A 19150-nucleotide genomic window follows, 5' to 3' on the forward strand; every position below is an offset into this window, starting at 1 on the left:
TCATAAGAACATACGCTTTTTTTTGTATTTTTAACAATCAAAATTATAATGAAAATGAAATTTTATTCGATCATACTTTGTCTGTTGACTTCTGTTCTTTTTGGACAATTTCAGGATATAATTCCTCCAAAGAATATCAAGACGGTTCAAATTTTTAACCCGCAAACAAACGATAATACACCCATTATCAAGTTAGGTTCTAGCGAAAGATTAATTTTTCTTTTTGATGATATCAGCGCAGGTTACAAGCGTTATCAATATTCTATCGAACACAGAAATGCAGATTGGTCTGAATCGAATATTTTTCAAACCGAATTTTTAAATGGTGTTAATGCTGATTATGCGCGAACATATAAAAATTCATTCAATACGTATCAAAAATATACCAATTATCAAATTCAATTTCCGAATGAGCAAATGAATGTAAAATTGCCTGGAAATTATGTGTTGAAAGTGTATTTAGAAAATGATTCGAATCCAATTTTCACGAAACGTTTTGCGGTTTATCAACCAATTGCAGATGTTGGCGTGATGGTTTCTCGTTACAATAATCCAACGATAAAAGAATTGAATCAGCGTTTGCAAGTTCAAGTTTCGAGCGGAACACAAAATTTGACTGAAGTTCCTGACGGCGCAAAATTATTTTTGATGAAAAATAACAATTGGAACGAAGGTTATTTTGTCAATCAACCATCTTTTTCTCGCCCAAATCAGTTAACATATAATGATACCAATATTTTGTTTGACGGTGGTGCAGAATACAATTGGTTTGATAACAAAAATTTAGAAGTTCCGAGTTTAACAACAGAAAAAACATTCAGAAAAGATAGTGTTTACCATACTGTTTTGCGTGCAGATATTCCGAAGTATAATTTACCATACGATGATTATCCAGACATTAATGGAAATTTTTATATCCGAAATAACCGTTATGGAAACGAATATGCAGCAAATTCTGAAGCAGATTATTCGTGGGTTTATTTTGCCTTAGACGCTTTCGAAGATCAAAATGGATTATACGTTCCGTATGTTGTGGGAGCTTTTAATAATTGGGAAATTGACGATAATTCGAAATTAGAAAAAGACGATGCAGGATTTTGGGTAACCGAATTATTTTTGAAACAAGGTTATTACAATTATCAATATGTTGTAAAAAATACCAAAACAGGTAAAATCGATCCAAGTTATGTGAGCGGAAGTTTTTGGCAAACTGAAAATCAATATCAAGCGTTGTTTTACTATCGCCCTTGGGGACAACGATACGATGTGTTGATGGGATATGGAACTGGAAATTCGAGGAGATAAATAATTCAGTTTTTTATCAATCATGACTTTCAACACTCAACCTATAAAATTTAAGTATTCTTGGCGCGATTATCAACAGCGAGTTTTAGATGAATTAGAATTTCATTTAGAAGATGCGCATCTTAATGTTGTAGCACCGCCTGGTTCTGGAAAAACGGTTTTGGGATTGGAAGTGATGCTTCGGATTAATGAGCCTACGCTTATTTTAGCACCAACTTTAGCGATTCGTAATCAATGGAAAGATCGATTTATTGAGCTTTTTCTTGATAATAAGGAAGTCGATTGGATTTCGATGGATATTCATCAACCAAAATTTCTTACCATTTCTACTTATCAAGGATTGCATGCTTCGATGGTAAAAGACGAACAGTCTTTGATTCAATTATTAAAAGAAAATAACGTCAAAACTTTGATTGTAGACGAAGCGCATCATCTAAAAAATGAATGGTGGAAAAGTCTCAATAAAATCAAAAGTGAATTATCACCAAAGATTGTTGCGTTAACTGCTACGCCGCCTTTTGATGTTGCGAAAGAAGAATGGAATCGTTATCTCACTTTTTGTGGTCCGATTGATTGCGAAATTTCTGTTCCAGAATTGGTTAAACAAAAAGATTTGTGCCCACATCAAGATTTATTGTTGTGCTCATTTCCTACAAATTTCGAGAGTGAAATTATTTCTAAAAACCTTGAAGAAGTAGAATCTTTTTTCCAAGAAATAAAAGGAAATACAGCTTTGTATGATTTTGTTTTGACGTTAGATTTTATAAAAACGCCCGCAAGTTGTTTCGACGAAATTTATGCAGATTTTGATGCGTATGCGTGTTTTGTGATTTATCTGAAATCGTTTGATACGCCATTGGATTTTCAGCATTTGGATTTATTAGAAAACGAAACGATAGATTTTCCGCCTTTCAATTATTATTGGGCAGAATGTATGTTCAATTATTTGTTGTTTAAAGATGAAGAATTTTATTTAGAACACGAGAAATTCTTGAAACCATTTTTAACGAATTTAAAACGAATCGGAGCAATCGATCAGAAAAAAGTTACGTTACATTATAATCAAAAAGTTAAAAATTCACTGATAAATAGTGTAAAAAAGATTGATAGTATTGCAGAAATTGTAAAGTCAGAATATCAACATTTGGGCGATAAGTTGCACATGGTGATTTTGACGGATTACATTCGAAAAGAATTTTATTCGGATAATTTACAGAATGAACCAAGTAAAATAAAGTTGGGAGTTTTTCCAATTTTCGAAAAACTTCGAAATCTAAATTCAGAAATAATTCCACATCTTGCGATTATTACAGGTTCGATGGTAATCGTTTCGAAAACAATTCTTCCAAAATTAATTTATCAATTCAAAGATAGAGCAGAAGCGATTCAGTTCAAATCGGTGATGTTCGATGATAATTTTTTCGAAGTTGTTGCAGAAGATAATTCAAGAGGAAATTTGTTGGCTGTTTTAACAAAATTATTCAACGAAGGTGTTATCAAAATAATTGTCGGAACTCGCGCTTATTTGGGCGAAGGTTGGGATGCGCCGAGTATCAATAGTTTAATTTTAGCGAGTAATGTAGGTTCTTTTGTAACATCAAATCAGATGCGTGGGCGTGCGATTCGTGTGAATTCTGAAGAACCAAATAAAGTGAGTAACGTTTGGCATTTGGTTACGTTGGATTTATTTGCGCAAAATGGCGGTGGAGATTTGGATAAAATGAGACAACGATTTGAGGCTTTTGTTGGAATTTCGCAAAAGGAAAACACGATTTCGAATGGTATTTCTCGTCTGAATCTTCCTGAACAATTTACTGAGGAATCTATTGAAAATTACAATCAGCAAACGATAGAATGGAGTAAAAATGATGTTCAAATTAGAGATTCTTGGACAAATTCTATTGCCGAAGGAACAAAAATTGATAATGAATTAAAGTATTTTTATGATGGAGAAAAAGAATATGATTTCTCAAAACATTTGTATTATTCGAAGTCGATAAAAAGTTTAACAACAAGTTTACTTCTTTCATTCATCTCTTTTATCGTTTTCTTTTTCGAAGAAAGTATTCGAACACTTTTATTTTCGATGTCGAAAAAAAGCTTTCTTTCAACCATAATTTTTCTCTCAACGGTCGGAATTGTGTATTTCGGAGTTAATTTTTACAAAAACATCAAACTTTATATTCAATATAGAGATATCACCAAAGATTTTCAGAAAATAGCTGTTGCGTTATTCAATACTTTGCAACATTTTAATTTATTGTCTAATGAATTGCGAGAAACAAATATTTTGACAACTGTAGATAAATCGGGAAATATTTCGTGTAGTTTATTGTCGGCAACAACTTATGATAAGGCGACTTTTTTACATTCGCTCGAAAATATTTTAAATCCAATTGATAATCCACGTTATTTTATCGAACGAAAAAGTGTGCTGATGAAGCTTTTCAAACAAAGAGATTATCATTCGGTTCCCGAAATTATTGGTCAACACAAGAAAAAGGCTGAATATTTTCATCAACAATGGTTGCAACTTGTAGGCGATGCAGAATTGCATTACACAAGAAGTTATTATGGACGAAAAAAGTTGATCAAAGCAAAAATAAAATCGTTAAGTTTTCAATTAAAGCAACCAATTGAACATATCAAAAAGTGGAAATAATCTAACTTCTCAAAATCTTTTCCATCGTTTTTCCTTTGGCTAATTCATCGATTAATTTGTCTAAATATCGAATTTTTTGCATCAATGGATTTTCAATTTCTTCCACACGATAGCCGCAAATTACACCTTTTATTTTAGCCGCATTTGGATTAAACTTTGGTGCATTTTCAAAAAAATCCTGAAAATTAGTTTTATTCGTTAAAATTTTTTCCAAATCTTTTTCAGTATAACCTGTCAACCAAAAAATAATTTCGTCAACTTCCGTTTTTGTTCGGTTTTTCTTTTCTGCTTTCGTGATATAATGTGGATAAACGCTCGCAAAAGACATTTCGATTACACGCTGAAAATTTTTATCATTCATTTTTTAAGAATATTATAGAGGATAAATTTCGACAATTAATTTGATAAAATCTCACTATTTTCATCGATTGTGATTTATAGATTTTGAGTTAAATTTGAGTATGAAATTTTTATTTAGATTTTTAACACTGTTTACGATAATTAGTTTGGTTGGATGTACTTCTGAAACCAAAAAATCACCAATTGATTTTTATTATTGGCGAAGTAATTATTCGGTGAATGAAACAGAGAAAAAAGCGGTTGATTCACTAAAAGTGGAAAATATTTATGTTCGTTTTTTTGATGTGGATAAAAAGTTGAATAAAATTTCTCCAGTTGGAATTATTCAGAATTTTGATGCAACGAAGCTCAATGTCAATTATATTCCGACGGTTTTTATTACCAATCAAACTTTTCTGAATACATCAAAAGATCAAGTCAAAATTTTAGCAAAAGATGTGTATAATTTTTTGAGTGAAACGGCTGAAAGAGGAAATCTAAAAAGTTTCAATGAAATTCAGATAGATTGTGATTGGACGAAATCTACGCGTGAGAATTATTTTATGTTTTTGTCGGAATTGAAACATATTTCGGGAAAAAAACTTTCGGCAACTTTGCGTTTGCATCAAGTCAAATTTAAAGACAAAGAAGGAGTTCCGCCTTTGGATAAAATGGTTTTGATGTGTTATGCAACCGAAAATCCAACTGATCAATCTGAAAATAATTCGATTTTAGATTTGAAAATAGCAAAAGATTATTTAAAAAACTTGAACGATTATCCAATCAAATTAGATGTTGCTTTGCCAATTTATTCGTGGGCAATTTTGACAAATCATCAAGGAAAAATAAAATTAATCAATTCTTTTTCGGAGCAAGATTTGATAGGAAAACCTGTAAAGAAAATCAGAAATGGATTTTATGAAGTGGAAGATGATTTTTTTGTACGAAATTTTTATGTGAGCAAAGGTTTTACAATAAAAGTTGAAATGATTTCTCCCGAATTATTAGTTGAAGCAAAATCATTTATCGATACAAAATTATCTTACAATTATCGATTGATTTATTATCATTTAGACTCAAAATTTTTGAAAACAATACCAACACAATTATGAAAAAAATAGTACTTACTTTATGCTTAACTTTTGGTTTAACCAAAGCATTTGCTTGTGCAGATGGAGGCGGAGAAGATTATTATTACTACAATCTTTTTTCGCAAACATTAAGCGAAGCTCCGCAATATCAACCATTTTTGATGACGTTGGATAATCCATATTATACGATGGATGCAAATCAAAAGAATGAGAATATTTTGGATTGGCAAAAAACGTTAGGAATTAGCTATCAGCAAGCATTTGAGTTAGTTTTTAAAGCATCGAAACAAGAAATTGATTTGATGGTAAAGAATGGAAAATCGTCCAATACGAACTATAATTTTGCGACAACAGATTGGGTAAAAAAGAATAAGCAAAGTTTACTTTACTTGTCGTATGCCAAGTATTTAGAGCCTTATATGGCTTTTTATTATATCGATAATGGTGAATGGTCGTATGTAGATCGTCCAGAAAAAAATGTCAATAATCTAAATTATAAGAAAGTTCTTGATGTTCTAAAGAAAAGTTGGAATGCAGAAACGGACAAAGAATTAAAAGTTCGTTATGGTTATCAATTGGTGCGTTTTGCGCATTATTTCCACGAATATAAAGACGCTATCAATTATTTTAATATGTATGTGGCGTCGCAAGGACTCAAAAATTCGATGTATTATTATGCGTTAGATCAAAAAGGTGGAGCGGAGCGTGCACTTGGAAATTATATTCAAGCGAATTATGACTTTTTCGAAGTTTTTTCTCATTCGAATGATCGAAAAATGAGTGCTTATCAATCGATGCGCGTGACAGAAGATTTGAATTATGAGAAAATGTTAGCCAATGCCAAAACGATTCAAGAAAAAAATGATTTGTATTTATTGATTGGTTACAATGATTTTTCGAATCCGTTAGCTCCTGCCAAAAAAATTATTGCGAATGATGTAAATGCTCCACAAGCGAGAATCTTATTTGCACGTTCTATTAATTTAATTGAACGCGAATATTTGCAACAAAATCCTGAAGATTATTATTGGAATTCTTCTCAAGAACGAAAAAAATATACAGATTTATATTTGCCTGTAAAAACAAATGGCAATTATTACAGTAACCCCGAAGATTCAAAAGATGAAGTTCAGATCAATGAATTGATTGCTCTGGCAAAATCACAAGTGATAAAAGCTGACGACAAAGAATATTGGAATTTATCGGTGGCATATTTGAATTTATTGAACAAAAATTTTGCGGAAACAAAGGATTATTTAGCAAAAGTAAATTCAACTTCGAAAGAATTTCAACAACAGAAAAAAGTGATTGAAATTTTATTAGAAATTTTCGAACAAAAGAAAATTACAGATAGTTTTGAGAATCAATTGATGCAAAAATATGCGTCGATTTTGAATTATGAATATCCAAAATTACCAGAAGATGTCTATGGTTATTCGGATGAAGATGATCAAAAAATGAACTTGAAAAATGTGATTTTAGATGTTTTAGCAAATCGATATTTTTTGCAAGGTGACAAAGGAAAAGCATTTTTGATTCATAATGAAATTACACAATTAGGTTCAAATCCAGATTGGACGATTATCAATGATTTAGATAAATTGGATAAAAAATCGAATAAAACAGCTTTCGAAAAATATTTGATTAATGCAAAAGTAAAATCGAGTTCATGGGATTGGAGAACAGAAAAATCAAAAGAAATTCAGTTTAAATTATCAGATTATTTAGCCGATTTCAAAGGAACATTGTATTTAGGCGAAATGAAATTTGATTTGGCGAAAAAAGAATTTGAGAAGATTGATCAAAAATATCACACGTCAGAAAGTGCTTATTTTGTTTATGATTACGATTATACAACAGAAAAAGAAAGCAAAACTTGGGTAGAAAATCAGTTTGATGGTTATCATAATATTCCGAATAAAATCTTTGGATATAATAAGATTGAATGTTTCAATTGTGACGAAAATCAAGTGATCGCAACACCATATTTGAATGAATTCAAATTTATCAAACCAAAAATGTCAAAATTAGAATTGACAAATGCGATGATTGAATTGAATAAAATAGCAAAGAAGAATACCGAAGAAGCTGCAAAAGCGAATTATTTGTTGGGGAATTTCTTTTACAATACGACGACTTTAGGCTATTATCGTTATTTGTTGACATTTGATCGAAACAATGATAATGGACCAAAATTTAATAATTATGGTGATCAATATGAAGCGACAAGCAACTTCTTTTACAAAAGTTTCGGTTGGGGTGGAAACTACGTAGATAATTTTACGCCGTCAGAAAATTATTTGAAAAAAGCTTTTGATTCGACAAAAGACAAAGAAATGAAAGCGCAAATTTTGTTTGCATTGTCTAAGAATGAACAAGGAAGATTTTATAATGCAAAAGACCCTGTGTTGAAACGTTTGTACGAAAATCAATATGATAACGAAGATAAAATTTTAGGGTTTAAAGTGGCAAATTATCGTTCTAATTTTAAAAATTTGAAACAATATTCGGACACGAAAACATATCAAGAAATAAAATCAAATTGTAAATATTTCGATTATTACACAAATAACTTTTAATAATTAAAACGCTTCTAATTTTAGGAGCGTTTTTTGTGATGTTTTTTTTGACTAAAATAGATTATTATGAAATGTTTTGTAACTCAAAAACCAATTAATCGATACGAAGCTGTAAAAGGAAAAGAAATTCAGCAAGAGATTTTTAAATTGATTGAGCAAGATTATCCTACAATTACCGAAGAAGATTATGTTTCGATAAAAGTATTGAACAAATACCGTCGTCAATTTTTTGCAAATTTGATTTCGCAAGAAAAAGGTGAAATGGAAAAATTGGATCAAGATGTAGTGGAAGCGATTCGTGATAATTCTATTCTTTCCGAGAATATAAAAGAAAATTCATCAAAGCCATTGACAACAGGCGATAGAATCGCAGATAAAGTAGCATCTTTTGGTGGAAGTTGGACATTTATTATTTCTTTTTTTATTTTCTTATTGGCTTGGATGTTTCTTAATTTCTGGATGTTGCACAACAAAGGTTTTGATCCCTATCCATTTATTTTACTCAATTTGATTTTGTCTTGTTTAGCAGCAATACAAGCTCCAATTATTATGATGAGTCAAAATCGTCAAGAAGATAAAGACCGTGATAGAGCCGAACATGATTATAAAATTAATTTGAAAGCCGAACTGGAAATAAAATTATTAAGCGAAAAAATAGATCATTTATTGGTTCATCAGAATAAGAAATTATTAGAAATACAGGAAATGCAGATTCAATATTTAGAAAATATCGAAAATCAAATTCTTCATACAAAAGATAAAAAAGAAAATAAAAAGGAAGAATAATGGATGATTTTATGTTTAAAGTGATAAAAGACTTAATTATCTGAACTGAAACATTTCCATTTATTTTTCTTAAATTTGAACTTTGAAAAGTATAAACAAACAAAATAATCAAAATGTCAAAATCATTTGCTCAAATTCCTCACGCTGTTAACGAAGAGGTGAAATCATATGCTCCTGGTACGCCAGAGCGTGCGCAATTATTAGACGCATACAAAAAAATGTTTAACGAGGTAACAGAAGTTCCTCAATACATTGGTTCTGAAGAAATTTTTTCAGGAAATAAAAAAGAAATTCGTCCTCCACATGATCACCAAAAAGTTGTTGGTTATTTCCACGAAGGAACACAAGATGATGTAAAAAAAGCGATTAACACAGCTTTGGCAGCGAAAGAAGCTTGGGTTGCAATGCCTTGGGAAGATAGAGCGGCAATTTTTTTAAAAGTTGCAGATTTGATTGCTGGTCCTTACCGTGCAAAAATGAATGCTGCAACAATGATTGGTCAATCTAAAAATGCAATGCAAGCAGAAATTGATTCAGCTTGTGAGTTGATTGACTTTTTACGTTTTAACGTACAATACATGACAGAAATTTATGCAGATCAACCAATTTCTTCTCCAGGAATTTGGAATCGTGTAGATTATCGTCCATTAGAAGGATTTACTTTCGCAATTACTCCATTCAACTTTACTGCAATCGCTGGTAATTTACCATCTTGTATGGCTTTGATGGGGAATGTTGTAGTTTGGAAACCTTCTGATAAACAAACTTTAGCTGCTAAAGTAACAATGGAAGTGTTCAAAAAAGCTGGTTTACCAGATGGTGTAATCAACATGATCTTAACTGATGGAGCAGAAACCGCAAAAACAGTTTTAGAACACAAAGATTTCGCAGGTTTACACTTCACAGGTTCTACAAAAGTTTTCAATACTTTATGGAAACAAATTGGAGATAACATCAATAATTACAGAACTTATCCACGTATCGTAGGAGAAACAGGAGGAAAAGATTTCGTAATGGTTCACAAATCAGCTTGTCCAACAGAAGTTGCTGTAGGTTTAGTTCGTGGAGCGTTTGAATACCAAGGACAAAAATGTTCTGCTGCTTCTCGTGCTTATATTCCATCTAACTTATGGAGCGAAGTTGAGAAACAAATGAAAGAAATGTTAGCAACTGTTACATTAGGATCTCCAGAGGATTTCTCTAATTTCATGACAGCGGTTATCGATAAAAACTCTTTCGAAAAATCTAAAGCATATATCGATCGTGCACAAGCATCTTCTGAAGCTGAAGTTGTAATAGGTGGTACTTATGATGATTCAGTTGGATATTTTGTTCAACCAACAGTTATCAAAGCAACGAACCCTAAATATGAATCAATGGTAGAAGAAATCTTCGGGCCTGTATTATCAGTTTATGTTTATGATGAAAATGAATTTGAAGCAACTTTAAAATTAGTTGACGAAACTTCTGCTTACGCATTAACAGGATCAATCTTCGCGAAAGATCGTGCAGCTGTAGAATTAGCTGCTAAAGCATTGAAAAATGCTTGTGGAAATTTCTACATCAACGATAAACCAACAGGTGCAGTTGTAGGACAACAACCATTTGGTGGAGCACGTGCTTCTGGTACAAATGATAAAGCAGGTTCTGCAATGAACTTGTTACGTTGGACTTCTGTTCAAACAATCAAAGAAACATTTGTTCCTGCAAAAGATTACAAATACCCATTCTTAGAAAAATAATATTTTCGAGATATAAAATTAGAATAAGCCTTACATTTGTAGGGCTTATTTTTTTGGTATGAATGATAATTCGGAAAAAGCAATCAAAGCTTCAATTTTTAGTATTGTAGGAAACGCTTCTTTGGCTGGAATTAAGTTTTTGGCTGGTTATTTTGGGAATTCTTACGCACTTATTGCAGATGCAATCGAGTCTTCGGCAGATGTTTTTTCTTCTATATTTGTTTTCTTTGGACTAAAGTATTCTGCAAAACCTGCAGATGAAAATCATCCTTACGGGCACGGAAAAGCAGAAGCGTTAATCACATTTTTAGTGGTTACTTTCCTTATTGTTTCTGCGATTATCATTGCAAAAGAAAGTATTAACAATATTATTACACCACATCATCAGCCCAAACCATTTACCTTATTAGTTCTTGGAGGAATTATTTTATTCAAAGAATTATCGTTTCAGTATGTAATGCGAAAAAGTGTTGAAACCAATAGTTCTTCTCTAAAAGCAGATGCTTGGCATCATCGTTCGGACGCAATTACATCGTTAATGGCGTTTATCGGAATTTCGATTTCATTGGTAATGGGACCAGGTTGGGAGGCAGCAGATGATGTTGCAGCACTTTTTGCATCAAGTTTTATTTTATATAATGCGTACAAAATCCTTCGACCTGCGTTGGGAGAAATTATGGATGAACAATTGTACGAAAATGAAATTGAACAAATCAGAGAAATCGCTTCGCATGTTCCTGGTGTTATGGCGACTGAAAAATGTAATGTGCGTAAGAACGGAATGAATTATTATGTGGATTTACATGCAATAGTCGATGGAACGATTTCGGTAGTGGAAGGACATAAAATTAGTCATGATCTGAAAGATGCTGTACAAGCCAAAATGCCACAAGTAAAAGACGTTTTAGTGCATATAGAACCTACGTTTGTTTCGGTTCGAGAATATTTTCGAACAAATCACATTGAAGATAAAAGAGTGGAGGAGTAAAAATAAATCAATTTAAATAAAAAAAGAGAAGCAATTGCTTCTCTTTTTGATCTTTTAGTTGGTTAATAAAAAATCATAATATATATAAAAGGTCGATTTTAGAATAATTTGAAACCAATACCAGTACTGATTAACCAAGGATTAAGATCTACATCTGCTGGTACATAAACTTGTTTGTCTAAAGCTGCACCAACTGTAACGTCTGTGTTTAAGTATAATTTTTTAACATCTACGTTCCAGTATAATTTATCATTGATTTTGTAATCAAATCCTAATTGAAATCCGAAACCTACATTGTTTTTGTAATCTACACTAGTTACGGCTGCGTTTCTCCCTTTTCCTTGCCCTTGATCATAGAAGATTGTATAATTAATTCCAGCACCAACATAAGGTTTTAGGTTTTTGGTTGGATACAAATGATATTGTACATTAAGAGTTGGAGGTAACAGCATTACTCGTCCCAAATCTAAATTTCCTAATGCAGTATTTACCGCTACAACTTCGTGTTTAGATGTTCCTAAGATTAATTCGGCCGCGATATTTTTTGTAATATAATAGGTAAAGTCAATTTCTGGAATAAGATTGTTTGTAACCGCTACATTTCCACCTATTGCTTCTATTTTAGCATCTTCCATAGGAACTACACCTGTTGCTCTTACGCGCATATGCAATTCACCTGCTTCTTGTCCAAATGAGATTGCTGATGTAAGGATTGCTCCTAATATTAATAGTCCTTTTTTCATAATGTTTATTTTATTTCTGGAACAAAATTCGGATTAATTTATCCGAATTAAAATGTCAAATATCATTTCCGAAAATGACTTTAAACATTTGTTTTTTTTTAGGATATTATTAACTTAAACACGCTGATAGTCAATTATTTTTAATGAGTAAAAATAATCGTAAAAGAAAAACTTTTCACTTAATAGAAATTTATTACTTTTGGAGGAAAGTCATAAAAAAACAAAAAAACTCAAAAAAATGGATTTCTTAGAAAATGAAAATTTATCATTAATCGCGCAATCGGCAAGAGATTTTGCAAAACAATACATTCAGCCGAATATAATGGAGTGGGATGAAGCTCAAACTTTTCCAGTTGAAGTTTTCAAAGAACTTGGAAAAATGGGATTCATGGGAATCGTTGTCCCAGAAGAATATGGTGGAAGTGGTTTGTCATATGATGAATATGTATCAATTGTAGACGAAATTTCGCAAGTTGATCCTTCTATTGGTTTGTCTGTAGCGGCACATAATTCACTTTGTACAAATCATATTTTAGAATTTGGTTCAGAAGAACAAAAACAACGTTGGTTACCAAAATTAGCAACAGCAGAATGGATTGGTGCTTGGGGATTGACAGAGCATAATACAGGATCTGATGCGGGAGGAATGTCTACAACAGCTGTAAAAGATGGTGATGAATGGGTAATTAACGGAGCAAAAAACTTTATTACACATGCAATTTCTGGTGATGTTGCGGTTGTGATGACAAGAACAGGAGAGAAGGGAGCAAAAAATAACGCGACGGCTTTTGTAATAGAAAAGGGAACGCCAGGTTTTACATCGGGTAAAAAAGAAAATAAATTAGGAATGCGTGCTTCGGAAACAGCAGAGCTAATCTTTGATAATGTACGTGTTTCGGATGCAAATCGTTTAGGAAATGTTGGTGATGGTTTCAAACAAGCGCTTAAGGTTTTAGATGGTGGTCGTATCTCGATTGCTGCTTTATCTTTAGGAATCGCGAAAGGAGCGTACAAAGCAGCGTTGAAATATGCACAGGAGCGTCATCAGTTTGGAACTGCAATTGCAAATTTCCAAGCAATTAACTTCAAATTGGCTGAAATGATTACAGAAATCGAAGCTTCAGAATTATTAATTCGTAAAGCATCTTATTTAAAAAATCATAAAAAACCAATGACGACAGAAGGTGCAATGGCAAAATATTACGCATCGGAAGCGTGTGTTAAAATCTCGAACGAAGCAGTTCAAATATTTGGTGGATACGGATATACAAAAGATTTCCCAGTAGAGAAATTCTATCGAGATTCTAAGTTGTGTACAATCGGTGAAGGGACAACGGAGATCCAAAAATTAGTGATTGGAAGAAATATTTTGAAAGATTAATACAAAACGATTTGTTTAATTACTAAAGAGTTGTATATTTGCCATCTCAAAAAGAAATAGATAAAATTATGTTGATTATACCAGTAAAAGACGGAGAGTCAATCGAAAGAGCTCTAAAAAAATACAAAAGAAAATTTGATAAAACAGGTGTTGTACGTCAGTTAAGAGCACGTCAACAATTTACAAAACCTTCTGTTACAAATAGAATTAAGATGAGTAGAGCAATCTACAAACAAGCCTTAATCGAAAAGGAGGAAGCATAAATTGCCGTTTTAAACGATATAAAGAAATTAATTTCTGTTGACCTATTTATTAAAGTTGTAACTTTGATGAATAGGTTTTTTTATGGAATTTATTCAACTATTCTTAGATTATTTAGCGCTCGAGAAAAACTATTCTACGCTAACAATTACTAGCTACAAAAGAGATTTGGACGATTTTGTTGAGTTCTATCAACAAGAAGAAAATTCGTCAGAAATACAACTTGCAACAAAAAATCATATTCGTGCATTTGTGATGCATTTATCAGAATTAGAAAAGTCTGAGAAAACAGTTAATCGCAAATTAAGCGCTTTACGAACGTTTTATAAATATTTGGTCAAAGAAAATCATCTTTCCATTAATCCAATCGAGCAAATTCATTCACTTAAACAAAATAAACAAGTTTTAGTACCTTTTACAGAAGCAGAATTGAATGATTTGTTGAATAATGATGAATTTTTCCCTGACACATTCGAAGGTTTACGTGATCGATTAATGATTGATGTAATGTATCAAACAGGAATTCGACGTGCCGAATTAATTGGTTTGAAAGAAAATGATATCGATCCGAATACACTTTCTATAAAAGTTCTTGGAAAAAGAAATAAAGAACGCATAATTCCTATTTCTACCTTTCTGTTAGAGGATTTGGCGAATTATAACACTAGAAAACATAACGAAATTACTTTACAATGTACGAATGTTTTTGTAACAGAAAAAGGAAAACCTTTGTACGATAATCTTGTTTATTCGAAAGTAAAATACTATCTTAGTCTTATAAGTGTAAAACATAAAAAAAGTCCTCATATGTTGAGGCATTCATTTGCGACTCATATGTTAGATTCAGGAGCAGATCTGAATGCAGTAAAAGATATTTTAGGGCATTCAAGTTTGTCATCGACTCAAATTTATACACATGGGAGTATAGAAAATTTAAAAAAAGTGTTTAACAAAGCTCACCCGCGTGAGAACAAAAAAGAGTAATTATGACAATTAACTTTCAAGCAGTAAACTTCAATACTAAACCAGGTTTAGAGGAGTATTTAGAGAAAAAATTAGAAAAATTAGAAACTTTGTCAGACAAAATCATTGCAGCGAATGTTTCTTTTAAATTAGAGAATACTGCAGAAAAAAATAACAAGACAGTTGATATTAAGTTAGAAGTACCAGGAGATGATATTGTTGTAAGTAAAACAGGACAATCTTTTGAAGAATGTATTGATTTAGCGGTAGATACATTAAAAAAATTAATTATCAGAAAAAAAGAAAAAATTAGCGAAAGATAAAAAATAGGGAATTGACTAAAAAAAGAACCTAAAAATTTGGTTAATTCAAAAAACAACGTAAATTTGCAGTCCGTTAAACAAACATATTTAACGGACTGTTCTTTTAAATAACGCTTTTAAAAACAAAAATGCCGATGTAGCTCAGCTGGCTAGAGCAGCTGATTTGTAATCAGCAGGTCGTGGGTTCGAGTCCCTCTATCGGCTCAAGGTTTTTAGAAGAACAAAAAAATAAGGCGGGGAGATACTCAAGCGGCCAACGAGGACGGACTGTAAATCCGTTGGGTAACCTTCGCAGGTTCGAATCCTGCTCTCCCCACAAACTTAATTTTTAAAATTTTTTGTGGTTTAGGATTTAATCTTTAAATTTGCAAAGCTTTTTAGAAGTGAATGCGGGAATAGCTCAATTGGTAGAGCGTCAGCCTTCCAAGCTGAATGTTGCGGGTTCGAGTCCCGTTTCCCGCTCAAATTCTGGTTCGTCCAGTATAGTTAATCTTTTAAGTAGTTGTTGAAACTCATTTAAACCAAGGTTAACGCGAGTCAAAAATTAATATCTTTATATAAATCAAAAAGTGTACTTTTACACTTGAAAATAATTTAAAGTTATTTTTTTAATTTAAGTATAACAATAGAAATTAATAAAAAGTAAAATGGCAAAGGAAACTTTCAACCGTAATAAGCCGCACTTAAATATTGGTACTATTGGTCACGTTGACCACGGTAAAACAACTTTGACTGCAGCGATTACTAAAGTATTAGCTGATGCTGGTTATTCAGAAGCAAAAGCTTTCGATCAAATCGATAATGCTCCAGAAGAAAAAGAGCGTGGTATTACAATTAATACATCTCACGTAGAGTATGAAACTGCTAACCGTCACTACGCACACGTTGACTGTCCAGGTCACGCGGATTACGTAAAAAACATGGTTACAGGAGCTGCTCAAATGGATGGTGGTATCTTAGTAGTAGCTGCTACTGATGGTCCAATGCCTCAAACTCGTGAGCACATCTTATTATGTCGCCAAGTAAACGTTCCTCGTATCGTTGTTTTCTTAAACAAAGTTGATATGGTTGACGATGCTGAGTTATTAGAGTTAGTAGAAATGGAAGTAAGAGATTTATTATCTTCTTACGAATATGACGGAGATAACACTCCAGTTATCCAAGGATCTGCTTTAGGTGCATTAAACGGTGAGCCTCAATGGGTTGAAACTGTATTAAACTTAATGAACAATGTTGATGAGTGGATTGAGCAACCAGTTCGTGATCAAGATAAACCATTCTTAATGCCAGTAGAGGATGTATTCTCTATTACAGGTCGTGGTACTGTTGCTACAGGACGTATCGAGGCTGGTGTAATTAACTCTGGGGATCCAGTTGACATCGTTGGTATGGGAGAAGAAAAATTAACTTCTACTGTAACAGGTGTTGAAATGTTCCGTAAAATCTTAGATAGAGGTGAAGCTGGTGATAACGTAGGTTTATTATTACGTGGTGTTGATAAAACTGACATCCGTCGTGGTATGGTTATCGCAAAACAAGGATCTGTTAAACCACACAAAAAATTCAAAGCTGAGGTTTATATCTTAACTAAAGAAGAAGGTGGTCGTCACACTCCATTCCATAACCGTTACCGTCCACAGTTCTACGTACGTACAACTGACGTAACAGGGGAAATCAACTTACCAGAAGGAGTTGAGATGGTTTTACCAGGAGATAACTTAACTATTACAGTTGAATTATTACAACCAATCGCATTAAACGAAGGTTTACGTTTCGCAATCCGCGAAGGTGGACGTACAGTAGGTGCTGGTCAGGTAACTGAAATTTTAGACTAATTAGTCAAAATATAATATAGAAGATGTGGTAATCTTCAATGATTACCACTCTTTTTATTCTACGGGCATAGTTCAATGGTAGAATAGCGGTCTCCAAAACCGTTGATCAGGGTTCGAATCCTTGTGCCCGTGCTAAATGAAAACGATATGAAAGTCGTACAATATTTTAAAGATTCCTTTGTAGAATTTAAAGATCATGTAACATGGCCATCATTCTCAGATCTACAAAGAGACACAATTATTGTTGCAATAGCTACAGTTTTGTTAGCTATATTTTTATATGCGGTAGATACATTATTCACACAAGTGCTTAACTTTATCTACGGCGCTTTTTAGTTTGTAAAATATCCCGTTTAGTAATTAGAATCATGAGTGAAAAGAAATGGTATGTAATCAAGACTGTAGCTGGACAAGAGCTAAAAGTTAAGGATTATATTGAAAGAGAAATTCAGTACCAAAATTTGAATGATTATGTAGGACAAATTGTTGTTCCTATGGAAAAAGTGATTCAAATCCGTAACGGTAAAAAATATCAAAAGGAAAAAGTACACTTTCCTGGTTACATCATGATAGAAGCTGAACTTGTAGGGGAAATTCCTCACATGGTAAAGAATACATCGGGTGTAATTAGCTTTTTGAGTGCAACGAAAGGAGGTGATCCTGTACCAATGAGACAATCGGAAGTTAACCGAATGTTAGGTAAAGTTGACGAATTAGCAGAAAACATCGATACAAATTTAGGAATATCTTACATCGTAGGAGAAACGGTAAAAGTAATCGACGGACCATTCAATGGCTTCAACGGAACAGTTGAGAAAATCATTGAAGATAAACGTAAACTTGAAGTGATGGTTTTAATCTTCGGACGTAAAACACCACTAGAGTTAAGTTTTAACCAAGTTGAAAAGATTGCATAATCAAAATCTATCAACAAATTAAAAGTAGAAATTTAGGCTGCTTCCACATAACGCTTAATTTTAAGAATTAAAAAAATGGCAAAAAAAATTGAAAAAGTTGTAAAACTTCAAGTTAAAGGAGGACAAGCAAATCCTTCGCCACCAGTAGGGCCAGCTTTAGGTGCTGCAGGTGTTAACATCATGGAGTTTTGTAAACAATTTAATGGACGTACACAAGAAAAACAAGGTGCAGTGTTACCAGTTGTTATTACTGTGTATCAAGACAAATCATTCGATTTCGTAATTAAAACTCCACCAGCTGCTATTCAGTTAATGGAAGCTGCGAAATTGAAAAAAGCATCAGGTGTACCAAACCGTCAAAAAGTTGGTACTGTTACTTGGGATCAAGTTAGAGCTATTGCTGAAGACAAATTAGCGGACATGAACTGTTTTACTGTTGAATCTGCTATGAAAATGGTTGCTGGAACTGCACGTTCTATGGGTATAACTGTAAAAGGTGGGCAAGCTCCAGAATAATTAAAACATTTTAGGAAATGGCAAAGTTAACAAAAAGACAAAAAGAGGTATTAGCTAAAGTAGAAAAAAACAAACTTTACTCTATTGATGAAGCATCATCATTGGTAAAGGAAGTTAACTACGCTAAGTTTGATGCTTCTGTAGATATAGCAGTTCGTTTAGGTGTAGATCCTAAGAAAGCTAACCAAATGGTTCGTGGTGTAGTTTCATTACCACACGGAACAGGTAAAGATGTAAAAGTATTAGCATTAGTTACTCCAGATAAAGAAGCAGAAGCTAAAGCAGCAGGTGCAGACTATGTAGGATTAGACGAATACTTACAAAAAATTAAAGAAGGTTGGACAGATGTTGACGTTATCGTTACTATGCCAGCAGTTATGGGTAAATTAGGACCATTAGGACGTGTTTTAGGACCTCGTGGATTAATGCCTAACCCAAAATCAGGTACTGTAACTTTAGAAGTTGGTAAAGCCGTTTCTGAAGTAAAAGCAGGTAAAATCGACTTCAAAGTAGACCGTTACGGAATCATCCACGCTGCAGTTGGTAAAGTATCTTTCGATGCTGATAAAATTAAAGAAAATGCGAATGAACTAATTCAAACTTTAATTAAATTAAAACCAACAGCTGCTAAAGGAACATATGTAAAAAGCATTACGCTTTCTACAACTCAATCTGTAGGTGTATCAGTAGATCCAAAAAGTGTAAACGCTTAAAATTAG

18 protein-coding genes and 4 tRNA genes are annotated in these 19150 nt (G+C 32.7%); 20 read left to right on the plus strand and 2 right to left on the minus strand.

Translation table 11 applies throughout. From position 1 onward, the window contains the following. Nucleotides 1–54 precede the first annotated feature (54 nt). On the plus strand, nt 55–1305 hold the full coding sequence (locus FH779_RS01475) for a type IX secretion system plug protein (protein WP_244958002.1): 1251 nt from the start codon (nt 55–57) through the stop codon (nt 1303–1305). Nucleotides 1306–1327: 22 nt separating this feature from the next. Next, complete coding sequence (locus FH779_RS01480) at nt 1328–3967, plus strand: DEAD/DEAH box helicase family protein (RefSeq protein ID WP_180905813.1); 2640 nt, start codon at nt 1328–1330, stop codon at nt 3965–3967. Between the two features lies 1 nt (nt 3968). On the opposite strand, the gene FH779_RS01485 is transcribed toward FH779_RS01480, so the two are convergent. Further along, on the minus strand, nt 3969–4328 hold the full coding sequence (locus FH779_RS01485; RefSeq protein ID WP_125349442.1) for a DUF2200 domain-containing protein: 360 nt from the start codon (nt 4326–4328) through the stop codon (nt 3969–3971). 100 nt (nt 4329–4428) lie between these two features. On the opposite strand from FH779_RS01485, the gene FH779_RS01490 reads away from it, so the two are divergent. The 5 genes from FH779_RS01490 to FH779_RS01510 all read left to right on the plus strand — a co-directional run bounded on the left by FH779_RS01490 (nt 4429) and on the right by FH779_RS01510 (nt 11492). Then, nucleotides 4429–5418: a hypothetical protein gene (locus tag FH779_RS01490; RefSeq protein WP_038331057.1), complete on the plus strand. Its 990-nt coding sequence runs from the start codon at nt 4429–4431 to the stop codon at nt 5416–5418. After that, nucleotides 5415–7976, plus strand: a complete 2562-nt coding sequence (locus FH779_RS01495) for a hypothetical protein (protein ID WP_038331059.1) — start codon at nt 5415–5417, stop codon at nt 7974–7976. The genes FH779_RS01490 and FH779_RS01495 overlap by 4 nt, the downstream gene beginning before the upstream one ends. Nucleotides 7977–8042: 66 nt before the next feature. After that, nucleotides 8043–8762 carry a DUF1003 domain-containing protein gene (locus FH779_RS01500; protein ID WP_180905814.1) on the plus strand — a complete coding sequence of 240 codons (720 nt, stop codon included), beginning with the start codon at nt 8043–8045 and terminating at the stop codon, nt 8760–8762. Nucleotides 8763–8875: 113 nt separating this feature from the next. After that, nucleotides 8876–10504: an L-glutamate gamma-semialdehyde dehydrogenase gene (gene pruA / locus FH779_RS01505; RefSeq protein WP_180905815.1), complete on the plus strand. Its 1629-nt coding sequence runs from the start codon at nt 8876–8878 to the stop codon at nt 10502–10504. A gap of 58 nt (nt 10505–10562) precedes the next feature. Further along, on the plus strand, nt 10563–11492 hold the full coding sequence (locus tag FH779_RS01510; protein WP_125349438.1) for a cation diffusion facilitator family transporter: 930 nt from the start codon (nt 10563–10565) through the stop codon (nt 11490–11492). 98 nt (nt 11493–11590) lie between these two features. Here the strand turns inward: FH779_RS01510 and FH779_RS01515 are convergent, their stop codons facing one another. Next, nucleotides 11591–12235: an OmpW/AlkL family protein gene (locus FH779_RS01515; protein WP_180905816.1), complete on the minus strand. Its 645-nt coding sequence runs from the start codon at nt 12233–12235 to the stop codon at nt 11591–11593. Nucleotides 12236–12473: 238 nt separating this feature from the next. Between FH779_RS01515 and FH779_RS01520 the strand changes: the two genes are divergently transcribed. From FH779_RS01520 to rplA, 13 genes are all read left to right on the plus strand, one after another. After that, a complete protein-coding gene (locus FH779_RS01520) occupies nt 12474–13616 on the plus strand; it encodes an acyl-CoA dehydrogenase family protein (RefSeq protein WP_180905817.1) in 1143 nt (380 codons plus the stop codon). Nucleotides 13617–13684: 68 nt separating this feature from the next. Continuing rightward, on the plus strand, nt 13685–13879 hold the full coding sequence (gene rpsU / locus FH779_RS01525) for a 30S ribosomal protein S21 (RefSeq protein ID WP_038331168.1): 195 nt from the start codon (nt 13685–13687) through the stop codon (nt 13877–13879). An 82-nt stretch (nt 13880–13961) separates the two neighbouring features. After that, nucleotides 13962–14861: a tyrosine-type recombinase/integrase gene (locus FH779_RS01530; protein ID WP_125349436.1), complete on the plus strand. Its 900-nt coding sequence runs from the start codon at nt 13962–13964 to the stop codon at nt 14859–14861. Between the two features lie 2 nt (nt 14862–14863). After that, on the plus strand, nt 14864–15163 hold the full coding sequence (hpf, locus tag FH779_RS01535) for a ribosome hibernation-promoting factor, HPF/YfiA family (RefSeq protein WP_038331066.1): 300 nt from the start codon (nt 14864–14866) through the stop codon (nt 15161–15163). Between the two features lie 130 nt (nt 15164–15293). Then, nucleotides 15294–15367 (plus strand) — tRNA-Thr (locus FH779_RS01540). 31 nt (nt 15368–15398) lie between these two features. Then, a tRNA-Tyr gene (locus FH779_RS01545) sits at nt 15399–15479 on the plus strand. A gap of 73 nt (nt 15480–15552) precedes the next feature. Then, nucleotides 15553–15625: transfer RNA gene (locus tag FH779_RS01550), tRNA-Gly, on the plus strand. 185 nt (nt 15626–15810) lie between these two features. Then, entirely contained in the window at nt 15811–16998 is a 1188-nt protein-coding gene (tuf, locus tag FH779_RS01555; RefSeq protein ID WP_038331067.1) for an elongation factor Tu, read from the plus strand. A gap of 61 nt (nt 16999–17059) precedes the next feature. Next, nucleotides 17060–17130 (plus strand) — tRNA-Trp (locus FH779_RS01560). 15 nt (nt 17131–17145) lie between these two features. After that, complete coding sequence (gene secE, locus FH779_RS01565) at nt 17146–17334, plus strand: preprotein translocase subunit SecE (RefSeq protein ID WP_038331172.1); 189 nt, start codon at nt 17146–17148, stop codon at nt 17332–17334. A 32-nt stretch (nt 17335–17366) separates the two neighbouring features. Further along, the gene (gene nusG, locus FH779_RS01570; protein ID WP_038331068.1) at nt 17367–17915 is read left to right on the plus strand and encodes a transcription termination/antitermination protein NusG; all 549 of its coding nucleotides are present in this window, start codon (nt 17367–17369) and stop codon (nt 17913–17915) included. Between the two features lie 75 nt (nt 17916–17990). After that, nucleotides 17991–18431, plus strand: coding sequence for a 50S ribosomal protein L11 (gene rplK, locus FH779_RS01575; protein WP_038331069.1), 441 nt, complete (start codon nt 17991–17993; stop codon nt 18429–18431). A 17-nt stretch (nt 18432–18448) separates the two neighbouring features. Continuing rightward, on the plus strand, nt 18449–19144 hold the full coding sequence (rplA, locus tag FH779_RS01580; RefSeq protein ID WP_038331070.1) for a 50S ribosomal protein L1: 696 nt from the start codon (nt 18449–18451) through the stop codon (nt 19142–19144). Nucleotides 19145–19150: the final 6 nt, after the last annotated feature.

This window comes from Empedobacter falsenii (genome assembly GCF_013488205.1).
Taxonomy (GTDB): domain Bacteria; phylum Bacteroidota; class Bacteroidia; order Flavobacteriales; family Weeksellaceae; genus Empedobacter; species Empedobacter falsenii_C.

What these genes read in the sequence shown, in the direction of transcription:
- nusG (WP_038331068.1), top strand. Translation starts at nt 17,367, where the DNA reads ATGAGTGAAAAGAAATGGTATGTAATCAAGACTGTAGCTGGACAAGAG.
- FH779_RS01485 (WP_125349442.1), bottom strand. Translation starts at nt 4,328, where the DNA reads ATGAATGATAAAAATTTTCAGCGTGTAATCGAAATGTCTTTTGCGAGC.
- tuf (WP_038331067.1), top strand. Translation starts at nt 15,811, where the DNA reads ATGGCAAAGGAAACTTTCAACCGTAATAAGCCGCACTTAAATATTGGT.
- pruA (WP_180905815.1), top strand. Translation starts at nt 8,876, where the DNA reads ATGTCAAAATCATTTGCTCAAATTCCTCACGCTGTTAACGAAGAGGTG.
- hpf (WP_038331066.1), top strand. Translation starts at nt 14,864, where the DNA reads ATGACAATTAACTTTCAAGCAGTAAACTTCAATACTAAACCAGGTTTA.
- FH779_RS01500 (WP_180905814.1), top strand. Translation starts at nt 8,043, where the DNA reads ATGAAATGTTTTGTAACTCAAAAACCAATTAATCGATACGAAGCTGTA.
- rplA (WP_038331070.1), top strand. Translation starts at nt 18,449, where the DNA reads ATGGCAAAGTTAACAAAAAGACAAAAAGAGGTATTAGCTAAAGTAGAA.
- FH779_RS01490 (WP_038331057.1), top strand. Translation starts at nt 4,429, where the DNA reads ATGAAATTTTTATTTAGATTTTTAACACTGTTTACGATAATTAGTTTG.
- FH779_RS01480 (WP_180905813.1), top strand. Translation starts at nt 1,328, where the DNA reads ATGACTTTCAACACTCAACCTATAAAATTTAAGTATTCTTGGCGCGAT.
- FH779_RS01475 (WP_244958002.1), top strand. Translation starts at nt 55, where the DNA reads ATGAAATTTTATTCGATCATACTTTGTCTGTTGACTTCTGTTCTTTTT.
- FH779_RS01520 (WP_180905817.1), top strand. Translation starts at nt 12,474, where the DNA reads ATGGATTTCTTAGAAAATGAAAATTTATCATTAATCGCGCAATCGGCA.
- FH779_RS01510 (WP_125349438.1), top strand. Translation starts at nt 10,563, where the DNA reads ATGAATGATAATTCGGAAAAAGCAATCAAAGCTTCAATTTTTAGTATT.
- FH779_RS01515 (WP_180905816.1), bottom strand. Translation starts at nt 12,235, where the DNA reads ATGAAAAAAGGACTATTAATATTAGGAGCAATCCTTACATCAGCAATC.
- rplK (WP_038331069.1), top strand. Translation starts at nt 17,991, where the DNA reads ATGGCAAAAAAAATTGAAAAAGTTGTAAAACTTCAAGTTAAAGGAGGA.
- FH779_RS01495 (WP_038331059.1), top strand. Translation starts at nt 5,415, where the DNA reads ATGAAAAAAATAGTACTTACTTTATGCTTAACTTTTGGTTTAACCAAA.
- rpsU (WP_038331168.1), top strand. Translation starts at nt 13,685, where the DNA reads ATGTTGATTATACCAGTAAAAGACGGAGAGTCAATCGAAAGAGCTCTA.
- secE (WP_038331172.1), top strand. Translation starts at nt 17,146, where the DNA reads ATGAAAGTCGTACAATATTTTAAAGATTCCTTTGTAGAATTTAAAGAT.
- FH779_RS01530 (WP_125349436.1), top strand. Translation starts at nt 13,962, where the DNA reads ATGGAATTTATTCAACTATTCTTAGATTATTTAGCGCTCGAGAAAAAC.